Consider the following 20,077-nt stretch of genomic DNA (forward strand, 5'->3'; position numbering starts at 1 on the left):
CTCACAGCGCGAACGTCACCGACAGGCGGGCCTGTCGAGGCGCGCCGGGGAACAGGTAGTAGTCACCGCCGCTGCTGCCGGTATCACGCCAGTAGAAGCGGTTGAACACGTTGTCCACCGACAGGTTCCAGGTTACTGCACGGTCGTGCAGGCGATGCTGGAAACGCAGGCCGGCATCGAACACCGAGTAGTCCGGTGCACGCACGCCGCCGTCGGCGCGGGCCACCTTGGCACCGGCATAGCGCCAGCCACCGGTCACGTCCAGACCCTGCACGAAGGGCAGCGCATAGGCCAGGTGCACACTGGCCCGAACCTTCGGTACGTTCACCAGCTGATGGCCTTCATAGGTGGGCGTGCCGGTATCGCGAGCACGCGCCTGCAGCAGGCTTGCACTGGCCACGATCTGCAATGCGTCCGTCAGCTGGCCGTTGGCGGTCAGCTCCAGGCCGGTGTGGGTCTGGGTGCCTTCCTCGACGAAGGTGTAGCCCACGTCGCTGTTGTCGGGCTTGGCGTACTGGTACGGCTGCGAAATTCGGAACACCGCCGCGCCCAGGGTCAGCGCCTCGACCGGCACGTACTTCACGCCCACTTCCAGCTGCCGCGACTGCACCGACGGCAGGAAGGTGTCGGCATTGCTGGTCCAGAACGGCGCTTCCTGGCCCAACGAAATGCCACGCACGTAGCTGGCGTAGGCGTTGAGCTGGTCGGTGGCCTTCCATACCACGGCGGTCTGTGGCAGGAAGCGCGACAGGCGGCTGTGGCGCTGCGGGGTGCCGCGCTTGTCGTAGGCGCGCTCGTCCAGGCGCACGAAGCGGCCACCGGCCAGCCACTGCCAGTCATCACCGAAGCTCATCCGGTCCAGCGCGAAGAACGCGGTCTGGCGGCTGTCCAGGCGGCGTGCGGACGGGCCTGGCATCTTCGGCGACGGCTCGAACACTGGCACCGGCGTTTCGTGGATGTTGCTGGTGCCGACGTACTCGTTGACGCTGGGGCGCTTGTCCACGGTGCGGCGGAAGTAGTCGGCGCCGACGGTCAGCTGGTGGCCGACGCTGCCGGTCTCGAAGCGACCGCGCAGCTCGGCACGGGCCTGCTGGTTGCGTCGGGTGTCGTCCGGGCTGCGGTAGTCGTAGATGTCGTAGTCGCCGTTGGGTGCGAAGTAGTTGCCTGGCACGCTGCCATCGGCGCATTGCACGGCGTAGTAGCAGCCGTAGGCGAAGGCGACGTTGTCGTCGATCACCGAGCGGCTGTGGCCGACCGAGACGCGCGACTGCCAGGCGTCGTTGAAATCGTAGGTGTGCAGGGCGGTGATGTTGGTGCTGGCGATATCCACCGGGCGCTGCCACGGCTGGTAGCCGAGCAGGTGCTCGCGGTCGACGCCGCGCGGCAGGTCGCGTGCGCCCAGCAGCTGGTAGCCGGACACCGAACGCTGCGAGCTGGTCTGGTAGTTGGCATCCACTTCCAGCTTGCCGCGCTCGCCGATCAGCCAGTCGGCCGCCAGCGAGTAGAAGTTGCGACGGCCATCGGCGTGCTCGACATAGGAATTGCTGGAGTCCCAGGCGGCATTCAGGCGAAGACCGAAACGCGGGGTGATCCAGTGGCCGACATCGACGGCGACGTAGCGCGAGCCTTCCGAATCGGTACCGAGCGTGGCGGTGCGCACTTCGGCCGGGCGCTTGCCGATGTAGTTGATGATGCCGCCGGGCGCCATCACGCCTGCGGCCAGGCCGGCTTCACCCTTGAGGATCTCCACCGACTGCACGTTCTCCAGCGCCAGGCGCTGTTCGCCGGCGATGGACAGTCCGTTGAAGCGGTAGCCGGTGGCGGGGTCCAGTGCGAAGCCACGGATGGCGACGTTCTGGTAGTAACCCACCGGCGCATACGCATCACCCAGCGAGGCATCGTTGCTGGCCAGCTCGGACAGCGAACGCACCTGGCGGCGATCGAGGTAGTCGCGCTCAAGCACGTTCACCGACGCCGGCGTGTCCTTCCAGCTGCCGCCACCGAAGGCATTCACGCGCGAAGTATCGGTCTTCGGTCTGCCGGCCTGCACGCGCACCGCTGCCAGTTCGGTCGGCGAGCGTTCGGCGCCGGTGGCAGCCGCATCGGGGGACGCATCGGCCTCGCTGGCGTGCAATGGCAGCGCGGCGCAGAGGGCGAGGGAAAGCAGGGTGGGGCGCAGGCAGCTGTTCATTCGGTTCGTCTTCGGACAACAAGGGAGACGAAGCGACGGCGCGCAGGTGCACCGGCCCATGACGGGGGTGTGGCTGCGGCTCAAAGCTCCCTACGCCGGTGCAAACCGGATCAGGTTCCAAGGGACTCTCTCAGCCTGGCAGATCCAGGCACCCCCGCTTCAGGTGGCCATTTCACTACAAATGGTACGGATTTGCGAGCCGGCGCCCTTCAGGCTGCCGCGTGCAGGGCCTGCAGCAGTGCCTGTCCCGGCGCGCTGTGGAACCATGCCGGGTGCCCCAGCATGAAGGGCTGCCACGCCACGTCCGCGTTCGCGGTGGAGCCGGTGATGCCTTCGAAGTACTCCACTTCGGACAGTGCGAAGTCGAAATGGACCATCGGCAGCAGGTCGGCCAGCAGGTGCACGCGTGCCGCAGACAGCGGCAGTACCTGGCGGTAGCCGTCGAGCAGGGCCAGCGCGATATCGATGCGCACCGCCTCCATGCCGCGCTCGAGTTCCAGCCACGCCACCGCGTTGCGCTCGATCGCGGTGGCGAGGTCGAACAGCGCGCTGGTGGGCGAGGCCAGGCCGAAATCCAGCACGGTGCTGACCTGCCCGTCGCGCCACAGCAGGTTGGACACATGCCAGTCGTTGTGCGCCCACAGCCGCGGCTCGTCGCGCAGGCGCGCGGCCAGGCCGGCGTGCCACGGCAGCACGTCGCGCTGCAGCTGCGCCTCCCATGGGATGCGTGCGAGGTAACGTGCCAGGCCGGGGCGTTCGTGCAGCCCTGACTTGATTGCCGCGATCGGATCGTCGGCGCGGATCAGATCGTCGCGCGCGACCAGCAGGTGGGTACTGCGTTGGGGCGCGTGGTAGCGGGCGGCGGCGCGGTGCAGCGTGGCCAGCATGCGGCCCGCCTCGCGTGCCTGCGCGACATCGGTCAGCAGCGACCACGACACGGCGTCGCGGTAGACGTCTTCGCCCACGCCGACGGCATGCAGTTCAAAGGTCCATTCGCCGTGTTCAACGGCCGTGCGGCCATCGGTCGCCGCCAGCACCTGCACCACCGGTACGCCCCCTGCGGCGAGACGGGCGATGAAGCGATGTTCTTCTTCCAGGCAGGCCGCGCTGCGCACGCTGTGGTGATGGCGCTTGACGAACACCGCGCCGTCCACGCCGTCGACGATGGCGGCGGCCGACAGTGGTCGCGGGCTGTGCCAGCGGGCCTGGCTGTGCTCGCCCAGCTGCGGGTAGCGCGCACCCAGCCACGCGATGTCCGCGGCGCTGATGGGTGGCCAGTCGGCAGCGACCTCGTCGTTGTTGAGGCCCTGCACGCGGTGGGAGGAAGACGTCATGCCGCAGCCCGAGTGGGAAAAATCACATCCAAGGCTGCGCATTCAACGCCATGACCACGGCCAACGCAAACGGGCGGGTCATCGACCCGCCCGTCCGTGCATCACCTGCGATGATGCCGCCGCGCCGCTTACCAGCCGCGATGGCGGCCGCGGTCGTGGTAGTAGCGGTTGTCGTAGTAGCGCTCGCGCTGCCAGCGATGGTCGTCACCACGGTCGTAATAGCCGCTGCGGTAATAGCCACGATCGTAGCGGCGGTCGTAGCGGTTGTCGTAATAGCGATTGTCGTAATAGCGACGGTCGCGGCGGTCGGAGGTGGTCAGGTTGCCGATCGCGCCGCCGGCCACGGCACCACCGACGGTGGCCGCAGGATCGCCGTTGGAGAGCAGGTTGCCGGCCACGCCACCGACCACGGCGCCGACCAGGGTGCGCTTGTCCTTCCTCGACATCGCGCTGGCATCGCTGACCACGGCGACACCGGCAACCAGTGCCAGCGCCATCGCCAGACCACGGAAGCTGAGTGTGGAAGTACTGAGCATGTTCGTTCTCCTGTGAGGTGCATGCCACGCTGGGCAGGGAGGGCGCGGGGCGCCCCGGCTGCCGTGGTGTCCACGCTGGCGTTCCAACATTGCCGGAACATTGCCTGGTCCACCGGTCGGCTTGCGCATTCATCTAGCGGCAGGCGGCATGAAGCAAGGCTGAAAGCGGCTGCGGCCGCTCAGCTGGCAGAAAGGGAAAGGGCCACGCGGACGTGGCCCTCCCTTCTCTCCCAAGGCGCTGCGGGCTTAGACGCCCATCGCCTTCTGTGCCTGCCGGGCCTGCTCCTGCTGGGCATCCTGCTGCTGGTGCAGCACGTTCGGCGCGCCCTGCACGGCACCGCTGCTGAGCGCCAGGCTCTGCTCGCTGGCGGCACGGGTATCCACCGCCACGCGGCTGGCGGCGGGGTCACCGATCGTGCCCTGCACGGCAAACAGGCGCTCACCGTTCGGGCTCGGCACCACCGTGTCGATGCGCTGCAGGCCGGCGGCATGCGCCTCCTTGGTCAGGGCCGCAGCGGCGCTTTCCAGCGCATGGCGATCCTTGAAGGTGCCTGCCGGCATCAGTTCCAGACCCTTGCTGGCCTGGATGAACAATGGATTGCGCGGGTGCCGCTCGTCGTTCAGCAACGGCCGTTCGCGGGCTTCCTTGATGGCCTCCAGCGTCTTCACCCCGACAATGCCGTCGGCCACCAGGCCGTTGTCCTTCTGCAGCTGGCGCACCGCCGCGTCGGTGTTGCGGCCGAAGCGGCCATCCTCGACCAGCGGCTTGCCGTCGGCACCGACGTAGCCGAGGTGGCCCAGCTGCTCCTGCACCTTGCGCACGCCCTCGCTGTGCGCGCCCTGCTTGTACAGTTCGGCGTGCGGCGTGGCAGCGGCCTTGTGCTCGGCGGCAGGCTTGCCCTGGGTCTGCTCATGCGACTGGGTGCGGTTTTCCAGCAGGTCGCGCGCCTTGGACAGCGGATCGGAGGCGTACAGCTTCCAGTTCGGGTGCTCCTTCACCTGCTTGAGGTAGTCCTCCACCGGCATGGTGTGCACGCCCTTGCTGCCGGTGGACTGGCTGATCAGCAGCTTGTCGGTGTTGGGGTCGCGCACCACCATCACGATGTGGTCGATGCCGTTCCAATGCTCGTGACGGGTCCTGGCCGTATCCAGGCCGATGATCATGCCTTCCTTCAGCGCATCGGGCTTCAGGATCGCGTCGCGGTCAAGCAGCACGCCGGACTGGTCGAATGCCTTGCGCACGATGCCGCCGGAGCCCAGGTTGCCCAGGTCGATGCGATCGGCCTTGCTGAACACCGCATGCCCGGCCTTCTGGTTGATCTCGTCCATGGTGCGGTTCTGCAGCGTGCCGACCCAGCCGGAACAGTCGATGTAGCCCTGCTCCACGTTCTTGCCGGTCTTGCCCGGTACGTACAGCGCGTGGCCCGGGATGTTGATGGCGTACTTGACGTGGTCGTACTTCACGCCGGCCTCGTAGGCCGCCTGCAGTTCGATGCCCGGCTTCGGCGCGGCAGCAGCGGTTGCGGTCGCCGCCAGCGTGGCAGCACCGGCCGCCACGGCGGCGCTGGCCGCTGCCGGGGTCTGGGCCTGGCCCTGGCCCGACGCCACCGTCTGCGGCGCGATGTTCTTTTCCGGAATGCTGATCGCCGCGTACTTGTGGATGTAGTAGCTGGAGAAGGTGCGCGCCAGGTCGCCATCGTTCATGCCGCGCATCTCGGCCAGGGTGTGGCCGGTGAGCGCTTTGGCATCGGAGCCGATCTGGTTGAGCACGTTGCGGCGCATGTTGATCTCTTCACCATGGCCGTTGCGCACCACGCCGAAGGTTCCGGTGGCGATTGCGGTCTGCACCGAGCCATAGCCGGCGCTGCCCTGCTGGTGGGCCAGGTACAGGTCCAGCCCGGTCGGCGTACTGCCACCGGACAGGTACGGGTGGCCAGTGCGTTCGTTGCGGCGTGCCATCGAGTCCAGGTTGTCCTGGTACATCTGTGCGGCCGCTTCGGTGTTGCGGGTCGGGTCGAACTCGTGGCCGGTCAGGTGATACTGGCGCGCGGAGCCGGGCACGAACTGGAACAGGCCCTTGGCGCCGGACGAGGTGTTGTGGGCGCGCTCGTTGAACGTGCCGCCGGTCTCGATGTGCGCAAAGCGCATGAAATCATCGACGGGAATGCCCTTGTGCCGGGCGACCTGCTCGACGATGTCCAGGACTTCCTTTCTGCTGTAGTCATGCTGTGCCATGACGTCTTCCTCGGGGTTGATGGAGCGGCGCGTGCCGCGAATCGCCAACCGGACTCATCCATGAGTCAAGAACATGTCGGTCAACAGGTAACCCGCGTGTGCGGGTGGCAATCAGGGCGCGACGTACTGCTGGGTCGCGCTGTCGAAGGTGTAGTGCACGGCGTCGCCGGCAGCCAGCGCACGGGTCTTGCCCGGGGCGTCGATGGTGGTGCCCTTGAAGGTCACGGTCAGTCGCGGCAGGCCATTGCCGTCGGCAGCGAACGCCAGCTCGCCATCGCTGTCGGTGCAGGGCATCACGTTGCCCTCGTCGCAGGCGGCACTGTTGTCCTCGCCGGTGCGCACCGAGCCGACATAGCGCCAGACCTTGCTGTCCACGTCGTCTTCGCTGCGCTTGGGGTTGAACAGCAGCAGCGCGTAGCCGGTGCTGCTGATGCCACGGTCGAAGCTGCTGGTTGGCACCGCCAGCAGCAGGCGGCCGTCGGCGGTGCGGTGTTCAAGCGGCTTGCGCCGTGTATCGACGTCGTCGGCCTTGTCGTAGGCGCCCAGTGCGCCGATGGTCCATTCCTGGCCACGGAACTTCCAGGGCTTGTTCGCATCGCTGCCGGCCAGCACGAAGGTGGCCTCGGCGAGGTTGGCGCGGTCATCCGGGCCGGCCGGTGACTGCTCGCCCGGCTTGCCGTAGTGCTCGCGGGTATCCCAGGAGAAACCCGTGTAATACGTGGTGCCGTCGAGGGTGAAAGTGTGGCCGAACCAGAAGGTCGCCACGCTGCCGTTCTGTACCTCGTAGGAGGTCGCGCCATCACCGTCCACCTGGTAGGTGAAGTACATCACGGTCGGCGCGTCGGGCGGGGTGACGGCGGTGTCGGGAGAGGTGTTCTGCATCGGGGCAACATCCTGTCGGGGCGCATCGGCAGCCTGCACGGGGGCACCAGGCTGGGAGGACGAGGGGGCCGGATCGGCGGCGCTGCAGGCGGCAGCGGAAAGAGAGACGAGCAGGCACGCCGCGAATGCGCGCAGGGGCCGCAACGGCAGGGTCCAACGTAGCTCGGGGGGGTGATGCATGCGCCTCTCCATGGTCAGCGTTGCCGGGCCAGACGGCCGGCAGGAAACCGCACCCCATCCACCAGGGACGGGAGCGAGGACATGAGCCGGTCGATTCCTTCGACCTCGCATTGAAAACCCATGCCGGATCATCTTGGCACAGAATGGCGGCCGGTCAAAGAGGGCGGTGACAGAGGCCCCTACAGTGTGATCTGGTTCTCAGATCTTGCCGTCGCGCAGGTAGTCGAACAGTTCGGCGTCGCCCCTCAGGCCCAGCTTGAGCATGGCGTCGCCCTTCTGCCGGCTGATGGTGCTGACGCTCTTGTGCAGCTGCAGCGAGATTTCCTTCACCGTCATGCCGGTGCCGAGCAGCCGCAGCACTTCCACTTCGCGCGGTGACAGGGGCTTGCCATCACCCTCGCGCATGCGCCAGCTGCCCGCAGCCTCGACCCGCTCACGCAGGCTGCGGCTGATGTAGGGCTGGCCCCGGTAGACCGCCTGGATGGCCTGCGGCAGTTCGTCCATCGACGAGCTCTTGTCGACCAGACCGAGCACACCGCTGTCGAGCACCATGCGCAGGATCGCCAGGTTGTTGGAGACGCTGAGCATCAGCACCGGCAGGTCGGGGTAGCGGCGGCGGATCATGCCGATCATGGCGAAGCCGTCTGCCTGTGGGCTGCCCGGCATGGAGTAGTCGGTCACCAGCAGGTCGCAGGGTTGGCTTCCGAGCAGGGCCATCAGCGCCTGCGCGCTGTCGGCCTCGCCGACCACGCGGCCGACCCCGCTCGACTCGATGACGGCGCGGGTACCGATACGGACCACCGGGTGGTCGTCTGCGATGATGATGCGCAAGCTCATGCTCTAGTATGGCCACCGGGCAAGCCGGACCGCGACCATCGCGGCCCTGTCAGGATTCTAGGAGATCGACGCCGATGCGTAGCTGGGCTGTTCGCGGGCTGGTCCTGCTGCTGGCCGTGCTGGTGCTGCCCGTGGCGCTGGCACAGGCGGTGCCTGGGCTGTTGCCGCTCAGCTCCATGCAGCGCGAGTACCTCGCCGCCCATCCAAGCATCGTCGTGGGCCAGTATGACAGCGGCTGGCCACCGTTCGAGTCCCTCCGTGATGGCCAGCAGGTTGGCCTGGGGCCGGATTATCTGTCGCTTCTTGCCCATCATCTGGGTGTGAAGGTCGAAGCCCGTCGTTACCCCGATTGGACATCCGTGCTGGATGCGGCGTGCCGTGGCGAGATCGATGTGGTCATGAACGTCGCTCTGAGCGCCGACCGTACCCGCTGCATGGTCTACACCGCGGCCTATGGCGAGTCGCCGCTGGCCCTGGTGGGGCGACCGGGCGATCTGCGCGCTTCCGATACCCCCGATCTGGATGGCCTGCGGGTGGTGATCGAACAGGATTTCCTGACCGGTCCGCAGGTGCGCGCGCGTTTCCCGCGCGCGCGGCAGCTTGTCGCAAACAGCTCGCTTGCGGCATTGCTGATGGTCAGAGACGACAAAGCTGACGTCTATATCGGCAACGCCTATGTCGCCAACGAGCTGATCGCGCGTGAGCGTCTGCAGGGCGTGGTGCTGCTGAGGCCCAGTGATCTGCCTCCCGAGCGGCTGCATTTCGGGGTTCCCAACGGCAAGCAGCCGTTGGCCGAAGCGCTGGACGTCGCCCTGGCCGCGACCAGCCAGGCCCAGCGCGACGCGTTGGCGCGGCGCTGGCTGCCGCCGCCGCAGTGGTCGGCCTCGGCACAGCTGGCCCTGAGCCAGGCCGAGCAGCGGGTGCTGGAGACGCCGTTGAAGGTCGGTTTTGCACCGAACGCTGCGCCGCTGTCGTTCGCCGATGAGAAGGGCAGGCCCAGTGGCCTGGCCAGCGAATACCTGCAGCGGCTGACGCAGGCCGGTGCCAATCTGCAGCCGCAGAACAGCCATGACTGGTTCGAGGTACGCGAGAAGGCGCGCCGTGGCGAGGTGCAGGCCGTGATGGGCATTCCGGCCGATTCGCGCTACCTGGGCCCGGAGTGGGTGTTCAGCCAGCCCTTCATCAGCGTGCCCAACGTGATCGTCAGCCGCCACGACGGGGCGGCGTTGCTGGGCCTGTCGGACCTGCAGGGCAAGCGCGTGCTGCTTTCCGATCCCGAGCGCGTGCGTGGCTACGTGCTGCAGCAGGCGCCACAGGCCAGGATCATCGCCGCGCGCAGTGCGGAGCAGGCGCTGCAGCGACTTATCGATGGCGAGGCCGACGCCTACGTCGGCAATCTGGCCGTGGTTGATCATCTGCTGCGCGACCGCTTCCCGGGCCGCCTGCAGGTGGCTGCGCCGGCGGGCTTCAACGACCAGCTGGTGCTGGCGGTGGAGCGCCGCCATGCCGCCCTGGCCACAACCTTCGACCGGCTGTTGATGCAGATGACTCCACGCGAGCGCGAGGCGCTGCGCGGTGACTGGTTGGCGGTCGAGTACCGCAACGGCATCAACTGGAGCGGTGCGCTGCGCTGGGGCGTACCACTGCTGCTGGTGCTGCTGACCGCGCTGCTGGTCCATGGCATCGGCTACTGGCGCCTGCGCCGTGAAGTGGCCGGGCGGCGCCACCTGGAGCAGCGTCTGGCCGAAGTGACCGACAACCTGCCTGCCGTGGTCTACCAGGCCCGTCGCGAGGTTGATGGCACGCTCAGCTTCCCGTTCATTGCCGGCGACCTGCAGGCCCTGTTCGGGATCACCCGGCAGCAGGCCGAGCAGGACGCCAGGATGCTGCTGGAACGTGTTGAAGAGGACGATCGCGCGCGCATCCTGCAGGCCGTCGAACAGGCCGCGCACCAGTTCGCACCGCTCGTGCTGGAATTCCGCCTGCGTGGCGACGGCGCAGGCCCGCGCTGGGTGCGTACCCAGGCGCAACCCTATGCCGCCGAGGCCGGAGTGGTGACCTGGAGTGGCTACTGGGTGGATGCCAGCGAGGCCCGTGCGCAGGCCGATGCCCTGACCGCAGCCAAGGCCGAGGCCGAGCAGGCGGCCGAGGCGAAATCCCGTTTCCTTGCGACCATGAGCCATGAGATCCGCACGCCGATGAGTGGCGTGCTGGGCATGCTGGAAGTGCTGGCGCACTCACCGCTGGATGCAGAGCAGAAGCGCATCCTTGGCGTGATCGAGGACTCGGCACAGATGCTCCGGCAGATCCTTGACGACATCCTCGACTACTCGCGGCTGGAGGCCAACGCATTGCGGCTGGAGCCGGTACCACAACCGCTGAGGCCGTTGCTGGAAAGCGTGTGCCGCCTGCTCTCCGCACAGGCCAGCGCGCGCGGCCTGGCGTTGCAGGTACAGATCGATCCGCAATTGGCAGCGGCCCATGAAGTGGATGGCGTTCGTCTGCGCCAGATCGTGTTCAATCTTCTCAGCAATGCCATCAAGTTCACCCCGAGCGGCGAAGTGCGGCTGCAGGTGGAGGTGATGGGCCCGACCTCCGAAGATGGCCGCCAACCGCTCCGCCTGAGCGTCACCGACACCGGCATGGGCATCGCGCCCGAACAGGTGCAGCACCTGTTCGCGCCGTTCACCCAGGCCGGTGCCTACATCCAGCGCGACCATGGTGGTACCGGCCTCGGTCTGAGCATCTGCCATCGCCTGGTGCAGATGATGGAGGGCGAGCTGGAGCTGCACAGTACCCTCGGCGAAGGTACCTGCGCCGAGGTACGGCTATCGCTGGTGGAAGCGGGCATTGCCGATGCTGAAGCGCTGGCTGCCGAACAGGAACAGGCTGCCCTGCTGCCGTCGGCTCTGCGCCAGGCGCGCGTGCTGGTGATCGAGGATCATCCGACCAACCAGGCGATGATGGCCTGGCGGCTGCAGCAGCTGGGCGTGCCGCACGTGCTGGTCGGTGATGGCCAGCAGGGGCTGGATCGCCTGGCATCGGAGCACTTTGATCTGGTCATTACCGATTGCCGTATGCCGGTACTGGATGGTTTCGCCTTCACCCGGCTTCTGCGCGAGCGCGAGGGACGCACCGGGCAACCCCGGCTGGCCGTGCTGGCGCTGACCGCCAGCGTGCTGGACGACGATGCGCGTCGTTGCCGTGAAGCCGGCATGGATGAGGTGCTGGCCAAGCCATTGTCATTGGCGACGCTGCGCGCGGCCCTGTTGCGCTGGTTGCCGCAGGCGCAGGGTCAACGGTTCGAGGAGGCGGTGCTGGAGTCCGCCACCGACGGCGTGATGCTGCCTGACCTGGCCACGCTGCGACAGCGCTTCGGTTCACAGGCCGTGGCCGAGCAGTTGCGCGACAGCCTGCTGCAGGCCAGTGAAGGTGACCTGGCCGCTGTGCAGCGCGCGCTGGAGGCCGGCGACCGTGAGGCTGCCGCGCTGCACCTGCATCGTCAGGCGGGTGGATTGGGTGCGGTGGGGGCGACGGCACTGGCCGGGCAGGCCAATGCACTGGTCGAGCGCCTGCAGGACGCGGCCGAGACCGATCCGGTGCCGTTGTTCGCCGCAGTGGCGGCATTCGTGGCGCGGCTGCAACAGCAGTTGCAGCGGCTGGCTCACTGAGCCGACTGCTGCTGCAGGTAGGCGATCACAAGCGCACGGCGTTCGGCGCTGGGGAAGGCGTTGTACATGCGTGTGCCCGGTACAACATGGGTGGGTGACTGCAGGAACGCATCCAGGGTCTGTGCGGACCAGGTGATGTCGGCGCGGCGCATGCCGTCGGAATAGCCGTAGTCGGGCAGGCTGCCGGCGCGACGGCCGATCACGCCGTGCAGGTTCGGGCCGAAGCGGTGGATGCCGCCAGGCTGCACGGTGTGGCAGCCGGCACACAACTCGAACGCGCGTTGCATGGCCTGCTGGTGCGCCTGTTCCGGCGTGGGGGGCGCTGCAGGCGGGCGCTGGCAGGCCGTGGCGACCAGGGCCACGGCAACAGCGATGAGCGGGAGTGATGCACGCATGGGCGGGCAGGATAGCGGTGCGCGGCAAGCGATGGACTGCGACGCTCGGTCGCAGCCCGTGGCGATCACATGCCCGAGTAGTTCGGGCCGCCGCCGCCCTGCGGGGTCACCCACACGATGTTCTGGGTGGGGTCCTTGATGTCGCAGGTCTTGCAGTGCACGCAGTTCTGCGCGTTGATCTGCAGCCGCGCGTTGTCGGCTTCGCCAACGAACTCGTACACGCCGGCCGGGCAGTAGCGCGCTTCCGGGCCGGCGTACTCGGCCAGGTTCACCTTCACCGGAATGCTCGGATCCTTCAGCGTCAGATGGCTGGGCTGGTTCTCGTCGTGGTTGGTGCTGCTCAGGAACACCGAACTGAGGCGATCGAAGGTCAGCACGCCATCGGGCTTGGGGTAGGCGATGCGGGTGTGCTTGGACGCAGGTTCCAGGCAGGCGTGGTCCGGCTGGGTACGGTGCAGGGTCCACGGCGGGTTGCGCACGCCCAGCTTGGGCAGCAGCCACTGCTCCACGCCGGTCATCAGCGTGGCCACGGTCTGGCCCTTCTTGAACCACTGCTTGAAGTTCTTGGCCTGCTGCAGTTCGGTGAACAGCCAGCTGGCTTCGAACGCCTTCGGATAGGCGCTCAGTTCATCGTGCTGGCGGTCAGCAGCCAGCGCGTCGAACGCGGCGTCGGCGCACAGCATGCCGGTCTTGATCGCCGCGTGGCTGCCCTTGATGCGGCTGGCGTTGAGGTAGCCGGCCTCGCAGCCGACCAGTGCGCCACCCGGGAACACCGTCTTCGGCAACGACAGCAGGCCACCGGCGGTGATCGCGCGTGCGCCGTAGCCGATGCGGGTGCCGCCTTCCAGGTGCTTGCGGATGTCCGGGTGGGTCTTGAAGCGCTGGAATTCCTCGAACGGGCTCAGCCACGGGTTTTTGTAGTCCAGGCCGACCACGTAGCCGATGGCGACCTTGCCGCCGTCGGCGTGGTACAGGAACGCGCCGCCGTAGGTGTCGCTGTCCAGCGGCCAGCCGGCGGCATGCACCACCAGGCCCGGCTCATGCTTGGCCGGGTCGATCTGCCACAGTTCCTTGATGCCGATGCCGTAGGCCTGCGGGTCCTTGCCTTCGTCCAGTTTGTAGCGTGCGATCAGCTGGCGGCCCAGGTGGCCGCGCGCGCCTTCGGCGAAGATCGTGTACTTCGCCTGCAGGGCCATGCCGCGCTCGAACGCCGGGCCGATGCTGCCGTCCTTCTCGATGCCCATGTCGCCGGTGGCCACGCCGATCACTTCACCGTTGTCGCCATAGAGCACTTCGGCGGCGGCGAAGCCCGGGAAGATGGCCACTTCCAGCGCCTCGGCCTGCTGCGCCAGCCAGCGCGTCACTTCGCCCAGGCTGATGATGTAGTTGCCTTCGTTGTGGAAGCACTCCGGCAGCAGCGCGTTGGGCGTGCCGCGCGAACCGGTTTCGCTGAGGAACAGGAATTCGTCGCGGGTGACCTTCTGCTTCAGCGGTGCGCCGCGCTCGGCCCAGTCCGGGAACAGTTCGGTCAGCGCGCGCGGGTCCATCACCGCACCGGACAGCACGTGAGCGCCTGGTTCGGATCCCTTTTCCAGCACGCACACCGACAGCTCGCGGCCGGCTTCGATCGCGCGCTGGCGCAGGCGGATCGCGGTGGCCAGGCCGGCGGGGCCGGCACCGACGATCACCACGTCGAATTCCATTACTTCACGCGGGGGCAGGGCGTTGGCTTCAGCGCTCATCGATTGCATGACTCGTGGGTAGGGCCGGCATCGGGGCCACCGGCGGTGCCTGGGAATCGCGCGTGCGGCCACGGGCGAAACGGTTGTTTGAATGTGTCAGGGTACCGGGACGCGCCGGATCCAGCTAGATCGCCGATGTTCACACCCGGATTGCTGCAATGCAGCGTAGGGCCGCAGCTCTGGTGGATGCCGACCTTGGTCGGCACGCTCTGCCCGGATGACCGACAATGGCCGGGTCCTGACTGCGTGTGAGTGCCATGGCTTTGCATCCGTACGATCTGTTCGATGTCCGTTCCCTGCTCAACGAGGAAGAGCGCGCCGTACAGGAGAGCGTCGCCCGCTTCACCAACGAGCGGGTGCTGCCGATCATCGGCGATGCCTTTGACCAGGCACGTTTCCCCGACGAACTGGTGCCGGAGATCGCCTCGTTGGGCCTGCTCGGTGCGACCCTGCCGGCCGAGTACGGCGGCGGTGGCCTCGGTGCGGTCAGCTACGGCCTGATCTGCCAGGAACTGGAGCGCGGTGACTCGGGCCTGCGCAGCTTCGTGTCGGTGCAGAGCTCGCTGTGCATGTACCCGATCTACGCCTACGGCAGCGAAGAACAGCGCCTGCAATGGCTGCCGGCGATGGCCCGCGGCGAACTGATCGGCTGTTTCGGCCTGACCGAGGCGCACGGCGGTTCCGACCCGGCCAGCATGAAGACCCGCGCGGTGCGCGACGGCAGCGACTGGCGCATCAGCGGCAGCAAGATGTGGATCACCAGCGGCCCGGTGGCCGACCTGGCCATCGTCTGGGCACAGACCGAGGACGGCATCCAGGGCTTCGTGCTGGAAAAAGGCATGGCCGGTTTCACCACGCAGGAAATCAAGCACAAGATGAGCCTGCGCGCGTCGCTGACCGGCGCGCTGTTCTTCGACGACGTGCGCGTGCCCGACAGCCACCGCCTGCCGAACGTAAAAGGCCTGAAGGGCCCGCTGGGCTGCCTGACCCAGGCCCGTTACGGCATCAGCTGGGGCCCGATCGGTGCCGCCATCGCCTGCCTGGATGAGGCGCTGGGCTACGCCAAGGAGCGCGTGCTGTTCGGCCGCCCATTGGCGGCCACGCAGAGCGCGCAGATCAAGCTGGCCGAGATGGCCCGCCGCATCACCACCGCGCAGCTGCTGGCACTGCAGCTGGGCCGCCTGAAGGAAGCTGGCCAGCTGCAGCCGCAGCAGGTCAGCCTGGCCAAGTGGAACAACTGCCGCATGGCCATTGATATCGCCCGCGAGTGCCGCGACCTGCTGGGCGGGGCCGGCATCACCACCGAACACGTGGCGATCCGGCATGCGCTGAACCTGGAATCGGTGATCACCTATGAAGGCACCGAGACCGTGCACCAGCTGGTGATCGGGCGTGAGTTGACCGGCATCAACGCGTTTTGACGCTATCCGGTTTCCGGACGCGATACGGGGGAGCCGAGCGCGGGCTCGGCTCTAAAGGAGCGTACGTGTAGAGCCGAGCCCATGCTCGGCTGCTTTCTTTCACGCCCCGCCGGCAAACCCGTGCTGGCGCCAGGCCTCGTACATCACCACGGCAACGGTATTGGATAGATTGAGGCTGCGGTTGTCCGGCCGCATCGGCAGGCGCAGGCGGCGGCCATCAGGCAGGGCGTCGAGCACGTCCTGCGGCAGGCCGCGGCTTTCCGGGCCGAACAGGAACGCATCACCGTCTTCGAACGCCACGCTGTCATAGCGGACGCTGGCACGCGTACTCAGGGCGAACAACCGCTTCGGTGCGATTCGCGCCAGCGCTGTGTCCAGGTCGGGGTGCACCTGCAGGCGCGAATACTCGTGGTAGTCCAGGCCGGCGCGCTTGAGCTGCTTGTCTTCCAGTGCGAAGCCGAGTGGCTCGACCAGGTGCAGCTGCGCGCCGGTGTTGGCACAGAGCCGGATCACGTTGCCCGTGTTGGGCGGGATTTCCGGTTGGAACAGGATCACGTGGAACTGGGGCGCGGCATTCATCGGCGCAGTGTACCTGCGACGGCCGCCGCCTTTACGGCGCACGCCCTGCGCGAGGCAGGGCGGCACCGCTTACGGGCGCAGCAGGACCTGGGCGGTTTCGGTTGCCAGGGCCTGCAGGTCGGCAGCGCTCGGACGCACCTGCAGGGCCGGCAGGTTGACGATCACCTGGTTGGCGACGCTGGTGGCGGCGGCGGCCAGGGTGGCGGCGTAGCGCTGGGCTTCCAGTTCGGCGGCCAGGGCGACGCGCTGTTCCAGGCTCGGGCGCACTTCCACCGAGGCCAGGGTGGTGATCGGCATCGCGGCGGCGACCGGGGCGGCGACGTAGCCGCTGCGCTCGGCCAGCTGGTCGGCGCTCGGGCGCACTTCCACGGTGGCCAGGGTCGGGATGCCGCTGGCCTGTTCCCAGGCCTGCTGGGCCAGCTGGTCGGCGGCCGGGCGGACCTGCACGGTAGACAGGGTCTTGATGGATTCGGAGGCCTGCACCGACGAAACAACCGCGGTGCCGGCGATCAGGGCGATGGCGATGGCAATGGTCTTGGCGTTCATGACGGGGCCTGTTTAGTGTTGGTGATCGGTGGTGTGGTAGTAAAGTAGTACACCAATTCTGGGCTTGCAAGGAAAATTTTAGATTTCCCGCATTTGTTCAGTCTTCAGTCAGCTTTTGTCTGAAGCCCTTCCTGGCGCAGGAACTACCAAGCAATCCTCGTGCCAACTTTTAGTTGTTGATTTACAAGGGTTTTTTTTGGATAGAAAGGTGTCCGGTGGGCGGACACCTGTCCATTCGATGCACCGCGGACACTGTCCGGACGCCTGCTGCGGGCGCATGTGACTTCCCACGCCGGCCTGGGACGGCTGCCCGGATGGCGAATCGGGGCAAACACCCCCAGTGACTGGCGACCGATTCCTGCCATTGCGTGCGCACGCTAGGATCGGGGTTCACCTATGTGACCAAGGATCCGGATATGTCTCTCGCCCTTCGCCCGCGCGCTGCGCTGCTGGCCGTCGCCCTCAGCACCGCCCTGGGCACGCTTGTGCCTTCCCATGCGTTGGCGGCAAAGCCGGCCGCACCGGCCAGGGTCGATATCCCGTATGAGCAGTTCACCCTGCCCAACGGCCTGCGCGTGATCGTGCATACCGATCGCAAGGCGCCGATCGTCGCGGTCAACGTCTGGTATCACGTCGGCAGCAAGGACGAACCGGCCGGCCGCACCGGCTTCGCGCACCTGTTCGAACACCTGATGTTCCAGGGCAGCGAAAACCACAGCGGCGAATTCTTCGAGCCGTTCAAGCAGGTGGGTGCCACCAACCAGAACGGCACCACCAATACCGACCGCACCAATTACTTCGAGAACGTGCCGACCACCGCGCTGGACATGGCGCTGTGGATGGAATCGGACCGCATGGGCCACCTGGTCGGCGCGATCGACCAGGCGGCGCTGGACGAGCAGCGCGGCGTGGTGCAGAACGAGAAGCGCCAGGGCGAAAACCAGCCCTACGGGCAGGCCTGGGACCAGCTCAACAAGGCGATGTACCCGGTGGGCCACCCGTACCACCACGGCGTGATCGGTTCGATGAACGATCTGAACGCCGCGTCGCTGGATGACGTGAAAACCTGGTTCCGCACCTGGTACGGCCCGAACAATGCGGTGCTGGTGCTGGCCGGTGACATCGACCTGGCCACCGCCAAGGAAAAGGTCGGCAAGTACTTCGGCAGCATTCCGGCCGGCCCGACCATGGCGCAGCCGGCGGTGAACGTGGCCAAGCGCACTGCCGATACCCGCGAGACGATGACCGACAAGGTGCCGCAGGCGCGCATCTACCGCGCCTGGAACGTGCCGCAGGTCGGCACCACCGAGGTCGATCAGCTGCAGCTGTTCGCGCAGGTGCTGGGCGGTGCCAAGTCCTCGCGCCTGAGCCAGCGCCTGCAGCACCAGGACAAGCTGGTGGACAGCATCGCGTCGGGCCTGTCGACCTCGCAGCTGGGTTCGAACTTCGTGATCATGGCGACGGTCAAGCAGGGCCAGGACCCGGCCAAGGTCGAGAAGATCATCGACGAGGAACTGGACCGGCTGATCAAGCAGGGCCCGACCGCGGCCGAGCTGGAGCGCGCCAAGACCGGTGCCCGCGCCGGTTTCATCCGCGGCATTGAGCGCATCGGTGGTTTCGGCGGCAAGGCCGACGCACTGGCCGAGTGCGCGGTGTTCACCGGCGACCCGGGCTGCTTCCGCACCTCGCTGGCCAACATCGAGAAGGCCAGTGCCGCTGATCTGAGCCGGCTCGGCGCGCAGTGGCTGGACAAGGGCAGCCACACCCTGGTGATCGCACCGGGTGAACGTGTGGCACTGAAGGAAGACCCGAGCCAGGCGCCGAAGCCGTTCAATGTGCCTGCAGTGGACCCGAAGTACAGCACCCTGCCGGAGCAGGTCGACCGCAAGGCCGGCGTACCGCAGACCCGCGAGTTCCCGCAGTTGAAGTTCCCGGCGCTGCAGCGCGCCACGCTGAAGAACGGCACGCAGGTGATCCTGGCCGAGCGCCATGAGATTCCGGTGGTGCAGTTCAGCTACCAGTTCCCGGGCGGCTTCAGTGCCGACCAGGGCCGCAAGCCGGGCACCGCCAACTTCACCATGAGCCTGATGACCGAGGGTGCGGGCAAGCTCGGTTCGTTGGCCTTTGCCGATGCCGCCGACGCGCTGGGCGCGAGCCTGGACGCCTCGGCCGGCCTGGATTCGATGAGCGTGGACCTGTCGGCGCTGAAGGAAAACCTGGCGCCGTCGCTGGCGCTGTACCGCGACCTGCTGCGCGAGCCGCGCTTCGAACAGGGCGAGATCGACCGGGTCAAGGCGAGCTGGATCGCCGGCATCCAGCAGGAGAAGGTCAACCCGGGTGCGGTGGCGATGCGCGTGCTGCCGCCGCTGCTGTACGGCAAGGGCCACCCGTATGCCATTCCGTTCACCGGCAGCGGTGACGAAGCGGCGATCAACGGCCTGACCCGCGAAGACCTGGTCGACTTCCACCATGACTGGCTGCGCCCGCAGAACGGCACCCTGATCGTGGTCGGTGACACCACCCTGGCCGAGATCGTGCCGCTGCTGGACAAGCAGCTGGGCGACTGGAAGGCCAGTGGCGACGCTCCGCAGGTGAAGGCGGCCACCGACGTCGCGCTGCCGAAGGGTCCGCGCGTGTTCCTGATCGATCAGCCGGGCGCGGTGCAGGCCAACCTGTTCGCCGGCCAGGTGGTGGCGCCCTCCAGCGCTGCCAGCTCGACCCGCTTCGACATCGCCAACGGCGTGATCGGCGGCGACTTCACCTCGCGCCTGAACATCAACCTGCGTGAAGACAAGCACTGGTCGTACGGTGCACGCAGCAGCGCGGTCAACTCGGTGGGCCAGCGTCCGTGGATGGCCAGCGCGCCGGTGCAGATCGACAAGACCGGGCCGGCGATGGCGGAAATGCGCAAGGAAATCGCCGCGTTTGCCGATGGCAGCAAGCCGGCCACCGCCGACGAGGTGAACCGCATCCGCAACATCCAGACCCTGAGCCTGCCGGGTGCTTACGAGACCGCCAGCGCGGTGGCATCGACCATCGGCTCGATCGTGCAATTCAAGCGCCCGGACGATTACGTGCTGCGTCGCAAGGCCGAGATCGAAGCGATGACCCCGGCGCAGGTGCAGCAGGCCGCCGCCGAGATCAAGCCGCAGGCGCTGACCTGGGTGGTGGTGGGTGACCTCAAGCAGACCGAAGCGGCCGTGCGCGCGCTGAACCTGGGCGAGGTGACCGTGATCGATGCCGAAGGCAACCCGGTCAAGAAATAAGGGACGTGCCTGCCCGCCACGGCGGGCAGGTCTCCCGTGGTAGCGCCGGGCCATGCCCGGCGGCTGTTGCCGCGCCCCCCAAGCCCCCCTGTGCGGTCGCCCGGCCAGGCCCGGGGCGTACATGGGACCCCCCCGCCTACCACCCCTATACCCCGGTTAGGCACTAAAACCCCCAAACCCATACAGTAATGCCCCTCCGCCTTTTGGTTGGTTTAAACCAGAGGCTTCACCCCCACCCCAGATAGAAGGGGCGGCTCGCAAG

13 protein-coding genes and 1 riboswitch are annotated in these 20,077 nt (G+C 67.3%); of the genes, 3 read left to right on the top strand and 10 right to left on the bottom strand.

Annotated elements, in window-relative coordinates:
• Position 1 precedes the first annotated feature (1 nt).
• From QRO91_RS01415 to QRO91_RS01440, 6 genes are all read right to left on the bottom strand, one after another.
• The gene (locus QRO91_RS01415) at positions 2-2,191 is read right to left on the bottom strand and encodes a TonB-dependent siderophore receptor (protein ID WP_197650221.1); all 2,190 of its coding nucleotides are present in this window, start codon (positions 2,189-2,191) and stop codon (positions 2-4) included.
• 70 nt (positions 2,192-2,261) lie between these two features.
• Positions 2,262-2,357, bottom strand: a riboswitch (TPP riboswitch).
• Between the two features lie 43 nt (positions 2,358-2,400).
• Positions 2,401-3,525 carry a phosphotransferase enzyme family protein gene (locus tag QRO91_RS01420; protein WP_197650220.1) on the bottom strand — a complete coding sequence of 375 codons (1,125 nt, stop codon included), beginning with the start codon at positions 3,523-3,525 and terminating at the stop codon, positions 2,401-2,403.
• A 128-nt stretch (positions 3,526-3,653) separates the two neighbouring features.
• Positions 3,654-4,061: a glycine zipper 2TM domain-containing protein gene (locus QRO91_RS01425; RefSeq protein WP_049429814.1), complete on the bottom strand. Its 408-nt coding sequence runs from the start codon at positions 4,059-4,061 to the stop codon at positions 3,654-3,656.
• Positions 4,062-4,307: 246 nt separating this feature from the next.
• Positions 4,308-6,296, bottom strand: coding sequence for a peptidoglycan-binding protein (locus QRO91_RS01430; protein ID WP_049429872.1), 1,989 nt, complete (start codon positions 6,294-6,296; stop codon positions 4,308-4,310).
• Between the two features lie 111 nt (positions 6,297-6,407).
• Positions 6,408-7,178, bottom strand: a complete 771-nt coding sequence (locus QRO91_RS01435; protein WP_049429813.1) for a hypothetical protein — start codon at positions 7,176-7,178, stop codon at positions 6,408-6,410.
• Positions 7,179-7,556: 378 nt separating this feature from the next.
• Complete coding sequence (locus QRO91_RS01440) at positions 7,557-8,195, bottom strand: response regulator transcription factor (protein ID WP_285310199.1); 639 nt, start codon at positions 8,193-8,195, stop codon at positions 7,557-7,559.
• 74 nt (positions 8,196-8,269) lie between these two features.
• On the opposite strand from QRO91_RS01440, the gene QRO91_RS01445 reads away from it, so the two are divergent.
• Entirely contained in the window at positions 8,270-11,866 is a 3,597-nt protein-coding gene (locus QRO91_RS01445; RefSeq protein ID WP_049429812.1) for an ATP-binding protein, read from the top strand.
• Here QRO91_RS01445 and QRO91_RS01450 read toward each other — a convergent pair.
• A complete protein-coding gene (locus tag QRO91_RS01450; protein ID WP_049429811.1) occupies positions 11,860-12,261 on the bottom strand; it encodes a cytochrome c family protein in 402 nt (133 codons plus the stop codon). The two genes, QRO91_RS01445 and QRO91_RS01450, sit on opposite strands and share 7 nt — an antisense overlap.
• 65 nt (positions 12,262-12,326) lie before the next feature.
• Entirely contained in the window at positions 12,327-14,003 is a 1,677-nt protein-coding gene (locus tag QRO91_RS01455; protein WP_049429810.1) for an electron transfer flavoprotein-ubiquinone oxidoreductase, read from the bottom strand.
• Between the two features lie 257 nt (positions 14,004-14,260).
• On the opposite strand from QRO91_RS01455, the gene QRO91_RS01460 reads away from it, so the two are divergent.
• Positions 14,261-15,424, top strand: a complete 1,164-nt coding sequence (locus tag QRO91_RS01460) for an acyl-CoA dehydrogenase family protein (RefSeq protein WP_049429871.1) — start codon at positions 14,261-14,263, stop codon at positions 15,422-15,424.
• Positions 15,425-15,523: 99 nt separating this feature from the next.
• Here QRO91_RS01460 and QRO91_RS01465 read toward each other — a convergent pair whose 3' ends face one another.
• Positions 15,524-16,003 (bottom strand): tRNA (cytidine(34)-2'-O)-methyltransferase, encoded by a 480-nt coding sequence (locus tag QRO91_RS01465; protein WP_005407625.1) that lies wholly within the window; start codon positions 16,001-16,003, stop codon positions 15,524-15,526.
• A gap of 69 nt (positions 16,004-16,072) precedes the next feature.
• Entirely contained in the window at positions 16,073-16,549 is a 477-nt protein-coding gene (locus QRO91_RS01470) for a hypothetical protein (RefSeq protein WP_005407626.1), read from the bottom strand.
• 416 nt (positions 16,550-16,965) lie between these two features.
• Between QRO91_RS01470 and QRO91_RS01475 the strand changes: the two genes are divergently transcribed.
• A complete protein-coding gene (locus QRO91_RS01475) occupies positions 16,966-19,815 on the top strand; it encodes a pitrilysin family protein (RefSeq protein ID WP_197651197.1) in 2,850 nt (949 codons plus the stop codon).
• The last annotated feature ends 262 nt before the right edge of the window (positions 19,816-20,077 follow it).

It is taken from the genome of Stenotrophomonas maltophilia group sp. Smal32 (genome assembly GCF_030237085.1).
GTDB classification, from domain to species: domain Bacteria; phylum Pseudomonadota; class Gammaproteobacteria; order Xanthomonadales; family Xanthomonadaceae; genus Stenotrophomonas; species Stenotrophomonas maltophilia_Q.

Coding starts and splice junctions, on each gene's coding strand:
- QRO91_RS01415 (WP_197650221.1), bottom strand. CDS start 2,191: ATGAACAGCTGCCTGCGCCCCACCCTGCTTTCCCTCGCCCTCTGCGCC.
- QRO91_RS01420 (WP_197650220.1), bottom strand. CDS start 3,525: ATGACGTCTTCCTCCCACCGCGTGCAGGGCCTCAACAACGACGAGGTC.
- QRO91_RS01425 (WP_049429814.1), bottom strand. CDS start 4,061: ATGCTCAGTACTTCCACACTCAGCTTCCGTGGTCTGGCGATGGCGCTG.
- QRO91_RS01430 (WP_049429872.1), bottom strand. CDS start 6,296: ATGGCACAGCATGACTACAGCAGAAAGGAAGTCCTGGACATCGTCGAG.
- QRO91_RS01435 (WP_049429813.1), bottom strand. CDS start 7,178: ATGCAGAACACCTCTCCCGACACCGCCGTCACCCCGCCCGACGCGCCG.
- QRO91_RS01440 (WP_285310199.1), bottom strand. CDS start 8,195: ATGAGCTTGCGCATCATCATCGCAGACGACCACCCGGTGGTCCGTATC.
- QRO91_RS01445 (WP_049429812.1), top strand. CDS start 8,270: ATGCGTAGCTGGGCTGTTCGCGGGCTGGTCCTGCTGCTGGCCGTGCTG.
- QRO91_RS01450 (WP_049429811.1), bottom strand. CDS start 12,261: ATGCGTGCATCACTCCCGCTCATCGCTGTTGCCGTGGCCCTGGTCGCC.
- QRO91_RS01455 (WP_049429810.1), bottom strand. CDS start 14,003: ATGAGCGCTGAAGCCAACGCCCTGCCCCCGCGTGAAGTAATGGAATTC.
- QRO91_RS01460 (WP_049429871.1), top strand. CDS start 14,261: ATGGCTTTGCATCCGTACGATCTGTTCGATGTCCGTTCCCTGCTCAAC.
- QRO91_RS01465 (WP_005407625.1), bottom strand. CDS start 16,003: ATGAATGCCGCGCCCCAGTTCCACGTGATCCTGTTCCAACCGGAAATC.
- QRO91_RS01470 (WP_005407626.1), bottom strand. CDS start 16,549: ATGAACGCCAAGACCATTGCCATCGCCATCGCCCTGATCGCCGGCACC.
- QRO91_RS01475 (WP_197651197.1), top strand. CDS start 16,966: ATGTCTCTCGCCCTTCGCCCGCGCGCTGCGCTGCTGGCCGTCGCCCTC.